Here is a 14198-nt window from a genome sequence, read left to right as displayed (position 1 = left end):
CGCTGCGCTCATGGAGTGCTTTCTCGAAATGGTTAGCGTTGTGTCTACGACGAAAGGTCGATTAATCAGTGACCCTCGCTCGCTTCCGAATCAACACGGCGTTACCGAATTCCACACCTTTCGGGACGCGCTGTCACCAATTCAGATCATCTCCCATCGGGCGTCTCAGTCCCGATCCACTTCAATTTGACTTGCTCGTAGTGAACGCCGGGGTCGTACAACGTGACGTCGAGATTGAGCTCCTGCGCCGACAACCGGCCGATGGAGCCGAGCGCAGCGAAAGAGGCCACCACGCGATCGCGTTGCGCAATCACCAGCCCCACGCGCGCATTGAGCAACGCCTGCTGGGCATTGAGCACGTCGAGCGTCGTGCGCTGGCCGACCTTCGCCTCTTCGCGCACGCCGGCAAGCGCAGTTTCCGCCGCCTTCACTGCCGCCTGCTGCGAGACGATCGAGGCCTTCGCCGTCTCCAGCAGCCCATAGCTCGACACCACGCTGGCGCGAACGCTGTCGCGCTGCAGATCAGCGTTCAAGCGCGCCTGTCCGAGCTGTTCCTTCGCTTGGCGGATCGAGGCGTATTCCGCGCCGCCCTGATAGAGCGGCACATTCAGCTGACCGATGGCGGAGGCCGAGAATTGCCGCGATCCGGGAAAGCCGAGGAATGAATCATATTGATTGGAGACCTGCGCATTGACCGACAATGTCGGCGACAGCGCGCTCTCGGCAACTTTCACAGCAAGCTCCGCCGCGTCGACCTGATGCAGCGCCGCAACAACGCCGGGGTGCTCCGCGAGCGCAACGCCGATTGCCTCATTCAGCGATCTTGGAAGGAGCGGCTCCAGCGACCGGCCGGGTTCGAGATGGCTCGGATCATTGCCGATGAGCTGGTGATAATTGGCGATGCTGGTTTTGAGCTGCGCTTGCGCGGCGTAGAGATCGGAGCGCGCCTGGGCGAGTGAGGCCTCGGCTTGAGCCACGTCCGTGCGCGTCACCTCGCCCACGTCGAATCGGTCGCGAGTCTGCTTGAGCTGCTGCTCGAGAACGGAGATGTTATTCTTGCGCAGATTAACAACCGCCGTGTCGCGCAGCACGTTCATGTAGGCGGTGGCGCCGTTTTGCAGGATCGCCTGTTCGGTAAGGCGCATCGTGGCGCGCGCGGCGAAGACGCCGGATTCGGCCTGGCGCATGGAATTCGCGGTGCGTCCGCCGTCGAAGACGCTCTGCGTGATATTGAGCGTTGCGCCGCGCGGCCAGCCGACGAATTCATCGCCGAAAAATTGGCGCTGACCGGTCGTCTGATTGCGCCCGCCGGGAATGCGCAAATTACCGTATTGGGGTCCGGCCGAGGCCTGGATGCTGGCCTTGGGGCGCATGCCGGCGGCGGCCTTGGGCGTGTCCTCGTCGCGCACGCGCACATTCGCGCGGCTTTGATTGAGGTCTGGATTGCCAGCGTAGGCGCGCGCGAGCGCCGATAGAAGCGATTCGGCCTGTGCGTCGCTGATCGAAGCCGTAACCAGCGCCGCCGCAATGAGGGCGATATGCGCAACAGGCGCAAGGCCCTGCCCCAGCGACCGCTTCGACGCCAAATTCATACTAAACGCTCCTCATCACAATCCGACTGCCGCCAGAGGCACGACAGCGAGAACGCCCTGCGCGGAAGGCGTTTCTCCACAAGACGCGGCACAAGGAACGCAAGGTACGCGAATAAGGCGAAACGCCGACGCCTCAGAAGACGAAAGACGGCGCCTTTGCAAAACCCTCGAGTACCGGCGCATTCGCGCTGAGCAAAGAGATTCGCCCGGCGAGCTGGCCATCCTGGTGCTCGAACCGCACAACATGCTGCCCGGCGCCCGACTCCGGCGTCACGATTGCAAGAAGGCGGCCGTTGGGCGCCAGCTGGGCAAAAAGCGCGTCGAGACCCGCCTCGACCGCGCCATGGACAAAGATCACGTCATAGGGCGCTTTGGCGGCGAAGCCCTGCTGATGCGGGCCGGTCACGACTTGCGCATTGCTCACGCCGAGCGCGGATAGACCGTCCTTGGCGCGCGCCGCGAGCTCCGGATCGCACTCGAGCGCCGTCACTTCGCCGACCAGGCCCGCAAGAAGCGCCGCCGAATAACCGACGCCGCCGATGTCGAGCGCCTTCTCGCCGGGGCGGGGCGCGCCCCCTTGCAACAGGCGGGCAAGAACAAGCGGGGGCAAAAGCGCGCGCTTATGTCCGCCGGCGCCGTTCACCGTTATGGCAAGGTCGGAATAGGCGAGCGGCGCCTGGCTCGCAGGCAGGAACAATTCTCTCGGGATTTCGAGGAAGCGCTCGAGGAGCGGCACGTCCGTGACATCGAAGGGACGCAGCTGACGCTCGACCATGGTGCGCCGCAACGCGGCCACCGCTTGTCCCTGCTCCGCACCCCGACGAACCGTCGCCACAGCTGCTTCCGACATTCGCTTCCCGGCGTCAGGCCGGCCTCTATTTTCAGCAAAATTGCCCGGCAAGAAAAGCCGGCGCGGGCTTTATAGGTTCAGCCTTACGCCATGTCCATGGCCGCGGCGGCGGCGGATTTCGCCGCCTTGCCTTCGGCCGGCTTCAATCCCGCCTCTCCCAGCGCGCGCATTTGAGCTAGCGAGGTGTTGTCGAGTACCTGAGCAATCGCGTCGCGCGCCTTGAGCATGACCAGGCGGACGGGGCAATGACACTCATCCGGGCAGTCGTCGCATTTCCTATAAAGCCGCTTGCTGGCGCATTGAATCGGGGCAAGCGGGCCGTCGAGGGCGCGCACGAGGTCGCCGACGGCGATCTGTTCCGGCAGGCGGGCAAGCATATATCCGCCGCCCTTGCCCTTCTTGGAATGGACAAAGCCCGCGTTGCGCAATTCGCTGAGGATGGCGTCCAAAAATTTCTTGGGGATTTGATTGCTGGCGGCGATGTCCGCGACGAGAGCGGTCTGGCCCGGCTCTATCCCCGCGAGATAGGCCATCGCCTTCAGGCCGTATTTTGCTTTTTTTGTGAGCATTCGACAGCTTACCACAGATTTGGCCACGCGCGGCCGGCGCCGCTTGTGACGCTTAGCCCATTCTCCCGCCCGGCGGCGGGACTAAATCACATATTCACGAGCTTTCATATAATAGCTTGACGGCCTCCCGCCACCCATTCTACCTTTTAACTAGAACAGTAGACATTTGACGCGCGAGGCTTTTGCGACAATTATACAATTAATGTCCGTAGCTCCCGTTTTTGCACGGGAAATTAGTGTGGAATAAAGGGGCTCATCCCATGGTCTCGGTCGCCGATGCGCTCCATGCCTTCAACCCGTTGTATTCGCTATCGGGCTTCGTCGTCGGCTCGCTCGTCGGGCTTACCGGCGTCGGCGGCGGATCATTGATGACGCCGATCCTCGTGCTGATTTTCGGCATTGCGCCGACGACGGCGGTGGGCACCGATCTGCTCTATGCCGCCGTCACGAAAAGCGGCGGCACGATCGTCCATGCGCTCAACGACACGGTCGATTGGCGCATTACGCGGCGCCTCGCCTGCGGCTCGGTTCCGATGACGATCGCTTCGCTCGTTCTGCTCTCCTGGCTCGGCAAAGCTGCCGGCCATGCGGCGAACGGCCTCATCACGTCGGCGCTGGGCGTCGCCTTGCTGCTGACAGCCCTTGCGATTCTCTTCCGCCGATGGATTCTCGACTACATCGCGCGGCACACCGACAATCTAACCGACAGCCGCGCGCGCTTCCTGACAATCGGGCTCGGGGCGTTCATCGGCGTGCTGGTCTCGATCTCCTCGGTGGGCGCGGGAGCGGTCGGCATGACGGTGCTGCTCGCCCTTTACCCGCGCTTGCCGACCGTGCGCCTCGTTGGCTCCGATATTGCTCACGCGGTGCCATTGACGCTGGTCGCCGGCTTCGGGCATTGGCTGATGGGCGGCGTCGACTGGCTGTTGCTGTTCTCCCTGCTTGTGGGCTCGCTGCCCGGCATCTGGCTGGGAAGTCATCTGGCCGCTCGCGTCCCCGACCACTATTTGAGGCCCGCGCTTGCGACAATGATGGCGGCGGTCGGGGCCAAGCTGTCGATCTGAAACTCATTCCGGAGCAAGACATGTCGAACGACACGCCGTTCACGCCGCCCGCAAAGCCGGGGCGCGGCCGCATTTACGACTCCATCACGCAGACGATTGGCGACACGCCGCTCGTGCGCCTCGATCGACTGGCGAAAGAGAAAGGCGTGAAGGGCAACCTTCTCGCCAAGCTCGAATTCTTCAATCCGATCGCGAGCGTCAAGGACCGTATCGGCGTCGCCATGATCGACGCGCTCGAAAAGAGCGGCAAGATTACGCCCGGCCAATCCGTGCTCATCGAGCCGACCTCCGGCAACACCGGCATTGCGCTCGCCTTCGTCGCGGCGGCGCGCGGCTACCGGCTTATTCTCGTGATGCCCGAATCGATGTCGATCGAGCGACGCAAGATGCTCGCATTGCTCGGAGCGGAACTGGTGCTGACGCCCGCCGCCCAAGGCATGAAGGGCGCGCTCGCCAAGGCGTCGGAACTCGCCGCCGAAACGCCCGGCGCCGTTATTCCGCAGCAGTTCGAAAACCCGGCGAACCCCGAGATTCACCGCGTCACCACGGCGCAGGAGATCTGGAACGACACCCAGGGCCACGTCGATTATTTTGTCTCGGGCGTCGGCACCGGCGGAACGATCACCGGCGTGGGCCAGGTGCTGAAGCAGCATAATCCAGCGTTGCGCGTGGTGGCGGTGGAGCCGGAGGATTCCGCAGTGCTCTCCGGCCGCCCGCCGGGACCGCATAAGATCCAGGGCATCGGCGCCGGCTTTGTGCCGCCGATCCTCGACCGCGGCGTGATCGACGAGATCGTCACCATCGGCAATCAGACCGCCTTCGACACGGCGCGCCTACTTGCGCGGGTGGAGGGCATTCCGGTCGGCATTTCCTCGGGCGCTGCCGTGGCCGCGGCGCTGGAAATCGCCGGGCGGCCGGAGGCCGAGGGCAAGAATATCGTCCTGATTATCCCCTCTTTCGCCGAGCGCTATCTTTCCACGGCGCTGTTCGAGGGACTGTAAGCCGACGGCGCGCCCCTCGCCGTTATTGCGAGGAGGCGAAGCCGAGAAGCAATCCACGGAGCTATCGCGGCCCCTGGATTGCTTCGCGTCGCGGAAGAGACGCAGATGATATCGGATCGCGAAAAAGATCTCGTATCCGCTATTACGCGTTCATTTTATGCGCGCAAACTGCCAGCAGGGCGGATTATTCGTCCTGAATTCGATTTGGAAAACCACGCAGAAGCCGCGAGGGTCGACGCCTATATCAGGACCGCGACGGCGATTGACCGGAGCAATAGCGCTCAAGCAGCATTCGTATACTTGAACGACGAGGCTACCATAGCGATATTGCCACTTTATCTTAAGTCAATAATTTTGGATTACAATCCAAACGACCATCTGAATTACGTAGTTTCAGAAGCGATTTCGACTCCTATTACTGAGAGCGATGCTCAAATACGCTTCAATATCGGACCTATCCTTTTTGAAATCGCGCGTGACGACGAAGCTGATACTATTTGTAGCTACGCCAAATGGTACTTCAAAAAGGCCATCGCAGGCAGCGAGATCAATAAAGAGATTTATGGCCCATCGGTAACCCGGGCGATCGAACTTTGGTGCGGCAGAAAGGTTCGATCGCGACTATAAAATCTTCAGTAAGCTGACTCGCCGTCATTGCGAGGAGGCTAAGCCCAACGAAGCAATCCTAGGCGGATATCACGGCCCTGGATTGCTTCACTTCGCTCGCAATGACGGGCTAAATCTCAGGCGATGAGAGCCGTCGCAAACAAGCGGACATGAACCCGTTCGCGGGGCCTCTCCGACCATTCCCTTCATTCGCGTTCGCCGAGTGAGCAGGCGCACGGATGTATTCCGACGCCTGGCTAACATTGCGATTGCGCACTGGAATTGCGCAGTCAGGAGTTGGTTATGAACAAATCATCCTCAGCTTTCTTTGCGGCGGTCATCGCCACGGCGAGTCTTGCCCCGAATATTTCTCATGCCTCGGGCACGCTTCAGCGCGCCTGGGCGTCTGCGCAGTTCGGCGCCGACAGCGCGAGCTGCGGCGCCCTTACGAGCCCCTGCAAGACCTTTCAATACATGCACGACGCCATCGTGGCCGTTGGCGGGACGATTCTGGTGCGCGATCCCGGCGCGTACGGGCCGGTCGTGATCAAGAATGCGCTGTCGATCGTCAATGCGAACGTCGGCGACGCCAGCGTGTCGGTCTCCACCGGCGACGCAATCGCCGTGCAGGCTCCGACAACGGCGTCGGTTCTCATCAAGGGTCTCGTCATCGACGGGGGCGGAACCGCGACGAATGGCGTCAACGCCACGGGCTTCGGCAACATCGCCATCCAGGACTGCACGGTCCTCGGGTTCAAGGCCAATGGCGTCGCCATCGTCCCGCAGGCAGGCCCTGGCCTCTTCGCTGTCGCCGAGACGCTCGTGCGCGACAACGGGACCGGCGTCCTCGTACAGGGCAATATCGCGAACGCGCAGAATATGAATTATGTTCAGCCGACCGGAACGCTGACGCGCGTGAAGGCGAACGCCAATGGCGTCGGCGTGCTCGCGACGAGCCTCGCCTATGTGGAGATCGACCAGGTAGATGCGACCGCAAACGCGGCCACCGGTCTTTCGGTCACGAACAACGCCTTCATCTATCTCACGAAGTCGACTGCGGTTGGAAACCCGACTGGCGTCAAAGTCTCAGGCGGTTTCGCCTCCACTTATGGCGACAACAGCTTCATCCGGAACGGCGTCAACGTCAGCGGCTCCCTGGCAGCCATCGCTCACAATTGAGCGCGGCAGGCGGCGCTCGGCGCCGCCAAGGAAATCTCGCCGTCATTGCGAGGAACGTAGCCACGATGCAATCCAGAGCAGCGACGGGGCCCTGGATTGCTTCGCTTCGCTTGCAATGACGGTTTATTCCTACGAGAGCCGGCGAACGTCACTCCTTCGTGGCCGCCGCCGTGACGCGCTTGCGCTGATAGTGGCGCCCATAGGCGCCGACGACGTAGCCGAGCGCGCAGATCACGAAATAGACGACGATCAGAAAGCCGCCGCGTTGATTAGCGGAATGCGCCTTCTCCAAAAGCCCTGTGACGGACTCCTCGTCGAGGAACTTGTCAGAAAGCACGCCGCAGACGACGGCGAGAATCGGCACGGCCCATGACGGCAGGCGGAAATAGCCGAGCGCCGCCCCCGCCACGAAGGCGACGAGGCCGAACAAATGCGCGAACTGGATCATGATCGACTGAGACACCAATCCGATGAAGCGGATCAACTTGAGCATTTCTCGCCCCTTTTTGGTTCTTTTCGACCGATCTTACACGTTGGGCAGGTGCTGCGCGAGGGCCTCGAGAACCGCCATTCGGACCGCGACGCCCATTTCCACCTGCTCGCGGATCAAGGAGCGGCCGCTGTCCGCGACGGCGGAGTCGATTTCCACCCCCCGGTTCATCGGGCCCGGATGCATGACCAGCGCATCCGGCGCGGCATAGGCGAGCTTTTCCTCATCGAGGCCGAAGAAATGGTAATACTCCCGGGCGCTGGGCGTAAGCGCGCCCGCCATGCGCTCGCGCTGAAGCCGCAGCATCATCACAATATCCGCGCCCGCGAGGCCGCTGTGCATGTCGTGATGGACCTCTACCCCGAGCCGAGACAGGCTGTCGGGGGCGAGCGTCGACGGCCCCACGACCCGGAGCCGCGCCCCGAGCGCCGACAGCAGCAGAATATTCGAGCGCGCCACGCGCGAATGGAGAATATCGCCGCAGATTGCGACAATGAGCCCTTCGATGCGTCCCTTGTTGCGGCGAATGGTCAGCGCGTCGAGCAGCGCCTGGGTCGGGTGTTCATGCGCGCCGTCGCCGGCGTTGACGACCGAGCAATCGACTTTTCGCGCCAGAAGATGCGCCGCGCCGGCCTGCGCATGCCGCACGACAATAATGTCCGGCCGCATGGCGTTGAGCGTGATCGCCGTATCGAGCAGTGTCTCGCCCTTGGATTCCGAAGAGCGCGCCACGGACATGTTCATCACGTCGGCGCCGAGGCGCTTTCCGGCGATCTCGAAGGAGGCCTGCGTGCGCGTCGAGGCTTCGTAGAAAAGATTGATCTGGGTGCGCCCCCGCAGGATCGACCGCTTTTTCTCGACCTGCCGCGACACTTCGACCGCTTGCTCGGCCATGTCGAGAAGCATTTCGATCGTCGGTCGGGACAGGCCTTCGATGCCGAGGAGATGACGGCGTGGGAAAACGGTTTGGACATCTGGCTGCATGGCCACGTCTATAGCGGGGTTTCGCCGCCGCCGCGACCCCTCCGCTCCAAGAGGCTCACCCGGCTAGAACGCAACTTTTGGCCACATGCTGGAGCGGGAGCGTCTGCGCATCTCCGCCGAGCGGGCACCTTTCGAACAGCGCGGCGATCCGCGTCGCCGGCCGCGGCGCGCTGAACAAATAGCCCTGCACCTCGCGGCATCCGAATTCGCGGAGCATTCCGAGCTGGCGCGGGTTTTCGACCCCTTCAGCCGTTACCGACAGCGAGAGAGAACGCGCCAGCTCGATCGTCAGCTTCACGACGGAAGCGCACATTGGATTTGTCTCGAGATTGGCGACGAAAGAACGATCGATTTTCAGCCGGTCGAGGGGCAGTCCCACGAGATTCGCCAAAGAGGAATAGCCCGTTCCGAGATCGTCGAGCGCCGTCGTGACGCCAAGCTGGCGCAGACTGGCAAGCATGTCGAAGGCTTTTTCGCCGTCGAGGATCATGGCCGTCTCGGTGAGCTCGAGCTCCAATCTGCTGGGGTCGAGACCGCTCGCGTTCAAAGCGTCGAGGACGATCGCTTCGAAATTGGGCTTGCGCAGCTGCAGCGCCGAGACATTGACCGCGACCCTAAGATGCGACGGCCATCCGCTTGCCTCGGCCATTGCTTCCCGTAACGCCCAGGCCCCCACCCGCTCGATCTGCCCTTCGCGCTCGAAGAGCGGCACGATCTCTGCTGCGCTGAGCACGCCGCGCGCCGGATGGCGCCAGCGCAAAAGCGCTTCAAAACCCGTCGTTTCGCAGCTCTGCGAATCAACGAAGGGTTGATAGACCATAAAGAGCTCGTTTTCGGCGAAGGCGCGGTCCAGCTCGGCGTCGAGCGTGTTTCTCTCCGCGATGAAGCCGAAGCGATCTCGAAACAGCGTATATCCGCGACGCCCCGACTGCTTCGTCGCATACATGGCGCTGTCGGCGTTGCGCATGATGCTTTCGGCGTCGACGCCGTCGCTCGGCGCGATGGCGACGCCGATGCTCATGGAGATCGGCAGGCTGCGCCCCTCGACCTCGAATGGCGGGCGGAAATTGGCCAGGGTGCGTTGCGCGATCGTCGCGGCGTCTTCGACATTGTGAATGTCGGCGGCGATCAGCGCAAATTCGTCACCACCGAGACGCGCGACCAGGTCATTTTCGCGCGTGGACGCCTTCAGCCGACGCGCGGCCTCGATTAGGACAAGATCTCCCGCCTCGTGCCCCATCGAGTCATTGACGCTTTTAAAGCCGTCGAGATCGAAGCACATCACCGCGAAGCATTCGTTCCGGCGCGCCAGACGCGCGAAGGAACGCGACAGCTCCTCACGAAAGGCCACGCGGTTCGGCAGATTGGTCAGCTCGTCGCGAAGGGCGCCCTCCTGCGCCGCCGCTTCCGCCGCGCAACGCTGCGCCGCCGCAGCCGCGCGTTTGAACGCGCCGTTGACCATCACCAGGCTATAGAGCGCCGTCGTGAAGCCGACGACGTTGAACGCGGGATCATGCTTGCCCAAGAGCGCGACGGCAAAGCCCGCCCAGATCGGCGTGACATGCGCCAGCAAGGCGCCGGGGATCATGCAGAGGGCAAAACCGCCGCCAAACATGGTCGATAAGACGAATCCCACGATGACGAGCTGCTGCGGCAGCGCCGAGTCGGCGAAAAAAAACGCCGGAAAGGCGCCCCACAGCGTGCCGTGCAAGAACGCATTCGCAGTGGCGCGCCAGACGCCGTTCGCGGAAGCGGCGCTGCACTGGCGCACGGGCGCGCTCACCCGCCGGGCATAAACGATCCCCGCAAGGCAAAATACGAGCGCCGACCAGACTCCGACCTGCCCGGCAATGGGCGTTTCCCACATCAGCAACAAAAAGGTCAGGGCGCTGAAACAGGAGACGAGCAAGATGACAGGTGTGCCGCGCTCCAGATCGGTCAGCTGTTCGGCGCGAAAACGACCCCGTACAGAAGGCGACAGCGGACAAGCCTCGAATGCGAGTGGGTCGCCTTCGAGAAAATGACGAAGACGCGCGAAACAAGACTCATCGGAATTAAAAAGGGAAATATGGAGGCGCGAAAGCGCGCCGGAAAAAGCGGTTAAAATTGTCATGCCAGCCCGCGGCCCTCTTTGCCCCCGGCGTCATGCCGGGAGGGTCTTGGATTCGATGATCCGCCGCAGACGTTGACAATTGTTAAAGCCCTGGGGCCCGCCCCAGAAGGGGTTAACATCTCATTTTCCCCGATGTGCCCTTGACTTATGCTCGCCGCGAGAACATCTCTCGGGCAGCTGGGCTTGCGGGCGCCGACGAGTGTCATTAAGCTCTAGCGAATGAGCGCTCCGGGCGGGGTTCGCCGCGGAGTTTTTGTAGGGCCGGCTTATACTCAAATTGAGTATATCAAGGCCGCGCAGGCGTCGACTACTTTGAGGGGCAAGCGAGCCATGACGTCCCAATCCGCCGAACTGACGAGAGCGCCAGCGCCGACGATCCGTCCGCGCGCGCTGGGCCTGGGGCCCGACGGCCGCTTTCCGATCATTCCGCGCCCGAATCTGGAGTGGACCCCCGAGGTCGAGGCGGCGACGGCCCATCTTTATGAGCGCGTCTCCAAGGTGATTCCGGCGATCGAATGGCCGTTTCACGCGCCTTACGTAAAGGCGATCAATGACATCAAGAAGACGCGCAATGCGGTGATTCTGGCGCATAACTACCAGACGCCGGAAATCTACCATTGCGTCTCGGACTATATCGGCGACAGCCTGCAGCTCGCGAAGCTTGCGGCGAAATCCGACGCCGAGGTGATTGTCCAGGGCGGCGTCTATTTCATGGCCGAGACGTCGAAGATCCTGAACCCCGAAAAGACCGTGCTGATCCCGGACGCGGAAGCCGGATGCTCGCTCGCCGCCTCGATCACCGCCGCCGACGTTCGCGCGCTGCGCCGCAAATACCCGGGCGTGCCGGTGGTCGCCTATGTCAACACCTCTGCCGAGGTGAAGGCCGAGGTCGACATCTGCTGCACCTCCTCCAACGCGGTGAAGGTGGTGGAGAGCCTCGGCGTCGATCGCGTCATCATGGTCCCCGACCGTTTCCTGGCGCAGAACGTCGCCGCGCAGACGAAGGTGAAGATCATCGCCTGGAACGGCGCCTGCGAAGTGCACGAGCTTTTCACGGCCGAAGAAATCCTAGGCTTCAAGGCCGATCATCCCGGCCTCAAGGTCATCGCCCATCCCGAATGTCCGCGCGAGGTCGTGGAAGTATCCGACTTCTCGGGCTCCACGGCGGCGATGATCGATTATGTGCGCACGAAAAAGCCGGCGCGCGTGCTGCTCGTCACCGAATGCTCCATGGCCGACAATATTGCGGCGGAAACCACGGGCACGCAATTCGTGCGGCCCTGCAATTTCTGCCCGCATATGAAGCGGATTACGCTGCCGAAGATTCTCGACGCGCTGCTCGACATCCGCGAGGAGGTCTTGGTAGACCCGGCCGTGGCCGCCCGCGCGCGGCAAAGCGTGCAGCGGATGATCGATCTGGGGTGAGCCCCCTCCCCAACCCTCCCCCGCTGTCGCGGGAGAGGGGGCGCTCATGATCGGCGCTGTCGATGAAGGCCTCAACCCTGCTCTCTCTCCCGCTTGCGGGGGAGGCTTGGGGAGGGGGCGCAACGGGAAAACCACATGCCCTCTCTCGACGCGGTCCTTGCCGCCATCGACGCCGCCAACGCCGAAGACCCCCGCAAAGTCGACGGCCGCGCCGTCGAGACGGTGTACGCAGAGCGCATGAGCGCGCGTCTCGCCGCGCTCTACCCCGAGGCCTCGGACCTTTTGAAAATCGCCGCCCGCGCGCAGCATCTGCGCCGCTGGGAGATTCCGCGCGGCGATTACCCGGAAGGGCGCAAGGGCTATAACGATTGGCGACGCGCCTGCCGCGTTCACCACGCCGATCTCGCCGGCAGGATCATGCGCGCCAACGGCTACGACGAAGCGTCGATCGCCCATGTCGGCGCGCTGATCCGGAAGGAACAATTGAAAAAAGACCCGGAATCGCAGGCCTTGGAGAATGTCGCGGCGGTCGTCTTCCTCGAACATTACTTCGAGGAGTTCCTCGCCAAATATGACGGCTACTCCGACGACAAGATCGTCGATATTCTCGGCAAGACCCTTTGCAAGATGTCCCCCAAGGGTCATGCTACAGCGCTTGCTTTACCCTTGCCCGAGCGCGCCCGCGCGCTCGCCGCCGCCGCCGTGGCGCGCGAAGCCGCCGCACTCGAACGGCTCGCCGCCGTCTCACTCGATTAGCGTATGCCGAAAAAGCTTCCTCCCATCATCATCGTTGGCGGCGGCCTCGCCGGCGTCTTCTGCGCGCTGAAACTCGCGCCGCATCCAGTCGCCATTCTGGCGCCGACGCCGCTCGGCGCGAGCGGCTCCTCCTATTGGGCGCAGGGCGGCATTGCGGCGGCGGTCGAGGATGGCGACACGCCGGAACGCCACGCCGAGGATACGATGGCGGCGGGCGCCGGCATCGTCGACGCCGAAATGGCGCTCGGCATGGCGCAGGAAGCGCGCGCGCGCGTCGAGGATCTCGCCGCCATGGGCGCGCCCTTCGATCGCAAGGACGGCGGCGCTTTCTCGCCCTCTCGCGAGGCCGCGCATTCCTGCCGCCGCGTCGTGCGCGTCATGGGCGACGGGGCGGGCCGCGCCATCATGGAGACGCTGGAAAGAAAGATCGCCGAGACCCCGTCGGTCACCGTCGTCGACGGCTATTCCGCGCAGGAGATCATCACGCGCGACCGTCGCGTCGTGGGCGTGCGCGCCCGCCACGCCTCGGGGCGAATCTGCGACATCCCCTGCTCCGCGCTCGTGCTCGCGACCGGCGGCGTCGGCCATCTCTACCGGCTCACCACCAATCCCGTCGAGTCGCGCGGCGTCGGGCTCGCCATGGCGGCGCGCGCCGGCGCCATTGTCGCGGACGCTGAATTCGTGCAGTTCCACCCGACGGCGATCGACATAGACGCCGACCCGGCGCCGCTCGCGACCGAAGCGCTGCGCGGCGAAGGCGCCATTATCGTCGATCGGGAGGGCCGGCGCTTTCTGCTCGACGTCGATCCGGCGGCAGAGCTGGGCCCGCGCGACATCGTCGCCCGCGGCGTCTTCGCAAGCGTCAAGGCGGGACGCGGCGCCTTTCTGGACGCCCGCGCCGCCGTCGGCGCGGAGTTTCCGCTTCGCTTCCCGACGGTTTATGCGAGCTGCAGGGCGGCCGGCCTCGACCCTGTAACCGAGCCCATCCCCATCGCGCCGGCGGCGCATTACCACATGGGCGGCGTCTGGACCGACGCGCGGGGACGCACGAGCGTCTCAGGTCTTTGGGCGGTCGGCGAAGTCGCCTCGACGGGCGTGCATGGCGCGAATCGTCTCGCTTCAAATTCGCTTCTGGAGGCCGTCGTCTTCGGCGCACGCGTGGCGGACGACATTGCCGCAACACCTTTGCAGGATATCGATTTGCGCGTCGGCGCGGAGCGCGCGGAGGCTTCCGCGCGCGAAAGCGATTTCGCAATAATCGAGGAATTGCGCGACCTCATGTCCGCCAATGTCGGGGTCATCCGCGACGCGGCGGGGCTCTCCGGCGCGCTCAAAGCGATCCGCCGCCTCTCCAGCCGGGCGCGGGACATCGAAGTTTCCAATATGCTGACCACGGCGCTGATGATCTCCGCCTCGTCCCTGGCGCGACGCGAGAGCCGAGGCGCGCAGTTCCGCGCCGATTATCCGCAGCCGGACCCCGCCTTCGCCCGGCGCTCGCAGATGACGCTTGCTGAGGCCCTGCGGGTTGCGGATGAGGTTGGGGCGTGACGGCCGCATGCGCTAATCTGC

Annotated in this window: 13 protein-coding genes; 7 read left to right on the top strand and 6 right to left on the bottom strand. The window is 63.5% G+C overall.

The window, feature by feature from the left end; genetic code table 11:
- Positions 1-146: 146 nt before the first annotated feature.
- The 3 genes from OGR47_RS08705 to OGR47_RS08695 all read right to left on the bottom strand — a co-directional run bounded on the left by OGR47_RS08705 (position 147) and on the right by OGR47_RS08695 (position 3011).
- On the bottom strand, positions 147-1592 hold the full coding sequence (locus OGR47_RS08705) for a TolC family outer membrane protein (protein WP_165050182.1): 1446 nt from the start codon (positions 1590-1592) through the stop codon (positions 147-149).
- Between the two features lie 133 nt (positions 1593-1725).
- Positions 1726-2442, bottom strand: coding sequence for a protein-L-isoaspartate O-methyltransferase family protein (locus OGR47_RS08700; RefSeq protein WP_165050186.1), 717 nt, complete (start codon positions 2440-2442; stop codon positions 1726-1728).
- 83 nt (positions 2443-2525) lie between these two features.
- Complete coding sequence (locus tag OGR47_RS08695; protein ID WP_165050188.1) at positions 2526-3011, bottom strand: RrF2 family transcriptional regulator; 486 nt, start codon at positions 3009-3011, stop codon at positions 2526-2528.
- Positions 3012-3271: 260 nt separating this feature from the next.
- On the opposite strand from OGR47_RS08695, the gene OGR47_RS08690 reads away from it, so the two are divergent.
- The 4 genes from OGR47_RS08690 (at position 3272) to OGR47_RS08675 (ending at position 6861) form a co-directional block, all read left to right on the top strand.
- Positions 3272-4075: a sulfite exporter TauE/SafE family protein gene (locus tag OGR47_RS08690; protein WP_165050190.1), complete on the top strand. Its 804-nt coding sequence runs from the start codon at positions 3272-3274 to the stop codon at positions 4073-4075.
- Between the two features lie 20 nt (positions 4076-4095).
- Positions 4096-5076 carry a cysteine synthase A gene (cysK, locus tag OGR47_RS08685; RefSeq protein ID WP_165050192.1) on the top strand — a complete coding sequence of 327 codons (981 nt, stop codon included), beginning with the start codon at positions 4096-4098 and terminating at the stop codon, positions 5074-5076.
- Positions 5077-5181: 105 nt separating this feature from the next.
- Positions 5182-5703, top strand: a complete 522-nt coding sequence (locus OGR47_RS08680) for a hypothetical protein (RefSeq protein ID WP_165050194.1) — start codon at positions 5182-5184, stop codon at positions 5701-5703.
- A gap of 282 nt (positions 5704-5985) precedes the next feature.
- Positions 5986-6861: a hypothetical protein gene (locus OGR47_RS08675; protein WP_165050196.1), complete on the top strand. Its 876-nt coding sequence runs from the start codon at positions 5986-5988 to the stop codon at positions 6859-6861.
- A 148-nt stretch (positions 6862-7009) separates the two neighbouring features.
- Here the strand turns inward: OGR47_RS08675 and OGR47_RS08670 are convergent, their stop codons facing one another.
- The 3 genes from OGR47_RS08670 to OGR47_RS08660 are packed head-to-tail and all read right to left on the bottom strand — an operon-like array spanning position 7010 to position 10244.
- Positions 7010-7354, bottom strand: a complete 345-nt coding sequence (locus OGR47_RS08670; protein ID WP_165050198.1) for a hypothetical protein — start codon at positions 7352-7354, stop codon at positions 7010-7012.
- A 33-nt stretch (positions 7355-7387) separates the two neighbouring features.
- The gene (locus OGR47_RS08665) at positions 7388-8335 is read right to left on the bottom strand and encodes an aspartate carbamoyltransferase catalytic subunit (RefSeq protein WP_165050200.1); all 948 of its coding nucleotides are present in this window, start codon (positions 8333-8335) and stop codon (positions 7388-7390) included.
- A gap of 55 nt (positions 8336-8390) precedes the next feature.
- The gene (locus OGR47_RS08660) at positions 8391-10244 is read right to left on the bottom strand and encodes a putative bifunctional diguanylate cyclase/phosphodiesterase (RefSeq protein ID WP_165050203.1); all 1854 of its coding nucleotides are present in this window, start codon (positions 10242-10244) and stop codon (positions 8391-8393) included.
- Between the two features lie 534 nt (positions 10245-10778).
- Between OGR47_RS08660 and nadA the strand changes: the two genes are divergently transcribed.
- The 3 genes from nadA to OGR47_RS08645 all read left to right on the top strand — a co-directional run bounded on the left by nadA (position 10779) and on the right by OGR47_RS08645 (position 14177).
- Complete coding sequence (gene nadA / locus OGR47_RS08655; protein ID WP_165050205.1) at positions 10779-11873, top strand: quinolinate synthase NadA; 1095 nt, start codon at positions 10779-10781, stop codon at positions 11871-11873.
- A gap of 135 nt (positions 11874-12008) precedes the next feature.
- Positions 12009-12629, top strand: a complete 621-nt coding sequence (locus OGR47_RS08650) for a DUF4202 domain-containing protein (RefSeq protein ID WP_165050207.1) — start codon at positions 12009-12011, stop codon at positions 12627-12629.
- A 3-nt stretch (positions 12630-12632) separates the two neighbouring features.
- Complete coding sequence (locus tag OGR47_RS08645) at positions 12633-14177, top strand: L-aspartate oxidase (protein ID WP_165050209.1); 1545 nt, start codon at positions 12633-12635, stop codon at positions 14175-14177.
- Positions 14178-14198: the final 21 nt, after the last annotated feature.

It is taken from the genome of Methylocystis sp. MJC1, assembly GCF_026427715.1.
GTDB lineage: Bacteria > Pseudomonadota > Alphaproteobacteria > Rhizobiales > Beijerinckiaceae > Methylocystis.
Note: the sequence above shows the minus strand (reverse complement) of the source record. Positions and strands in the feature narration are given on the sequence as shown.

Coding starts and splice junctions, on each gene's coding strand:
- OGR47_RS08705 (WP_165050182.1), bottom strand. CDS start 1,592: ATGAATTTGGCGTCGAAGCGGTCGCTGGGGCAGGGCCTTGCGCCTGTT.
- OGR47_RS08700 (WP_165050186.1), bottom strand. CDS start 2,442: ATGTCGGAAGCAGCTGTGGCGACGGTTCGTCGGGGTGCGGAGCAGGGA.
- OGR47_RS08695 (WP_165050188.1), bottom strand. CDS start 3,011: ATGCTCACAAAAAAAGCAAAATACGGCCTGAAGGCGATGGCCTATCTC.
- OGR47_RS08690 (WP_165050190.1), top strand. CDS start 3,272: ATGGTCTCGGTCGCCGATGCGCTCCATGCCTTCAACCCGTTGTATTCG.
- cysK (WP_165050192.1), top strand. CDS start 4,096: ATGTCGAACGACACGCCGTTCACGCCGCCCGCAAAGCCGGGGCGCGGC.
- OGR47_RS08680 (WP_165050194.1), top strand. CDS start 5,182: ATGATATCGGATCGCGAAAAAGATCTCGTATCCGCTATTACGCGTTCA.
- OGR47_RS08675 (WP_165050196.1), top strand. CDS start 5,986: ATGAACAAATCATCCTCAGCTTTCTTTGCGGCGGTCATCGCCACGGCG.
- OGR47_RS08670 (WP_165050198.1), bottom strand. CDS start 7,354: ATGCTCAAGTTGATCCGCTTCATCGGATTGGTGTCTCAGTCGATCATG.
- OGR47_RS08665 (WP_165050200.1), bottom strand. CDS start 8,335: ATGCAGCCAGATGTCCAAACCGTTTTCCCACGCCGTCATCTCCTCGGC.
- nadA (WP_165050205.1), top strand. CDS start 10,779: ATGACGTCCCAATCCGCCGAACTGACGAGAGCGCCAGCGCCGACGATC.
- OGR47_RS08650 (WP_165050207.1), top strand. CDS start 12,009: ATGCCCTCTCTCGACGCGGTCCTTGCCGCCATCGACGCCGCCAACGCC.
- OGR47_RS08645 (WP_165050209.1), top strand. CDS start 12,633: ATGCCGAAAAAGCTTCCTCCCATCATCATCGTTGGCGGCGGCCTCGCC.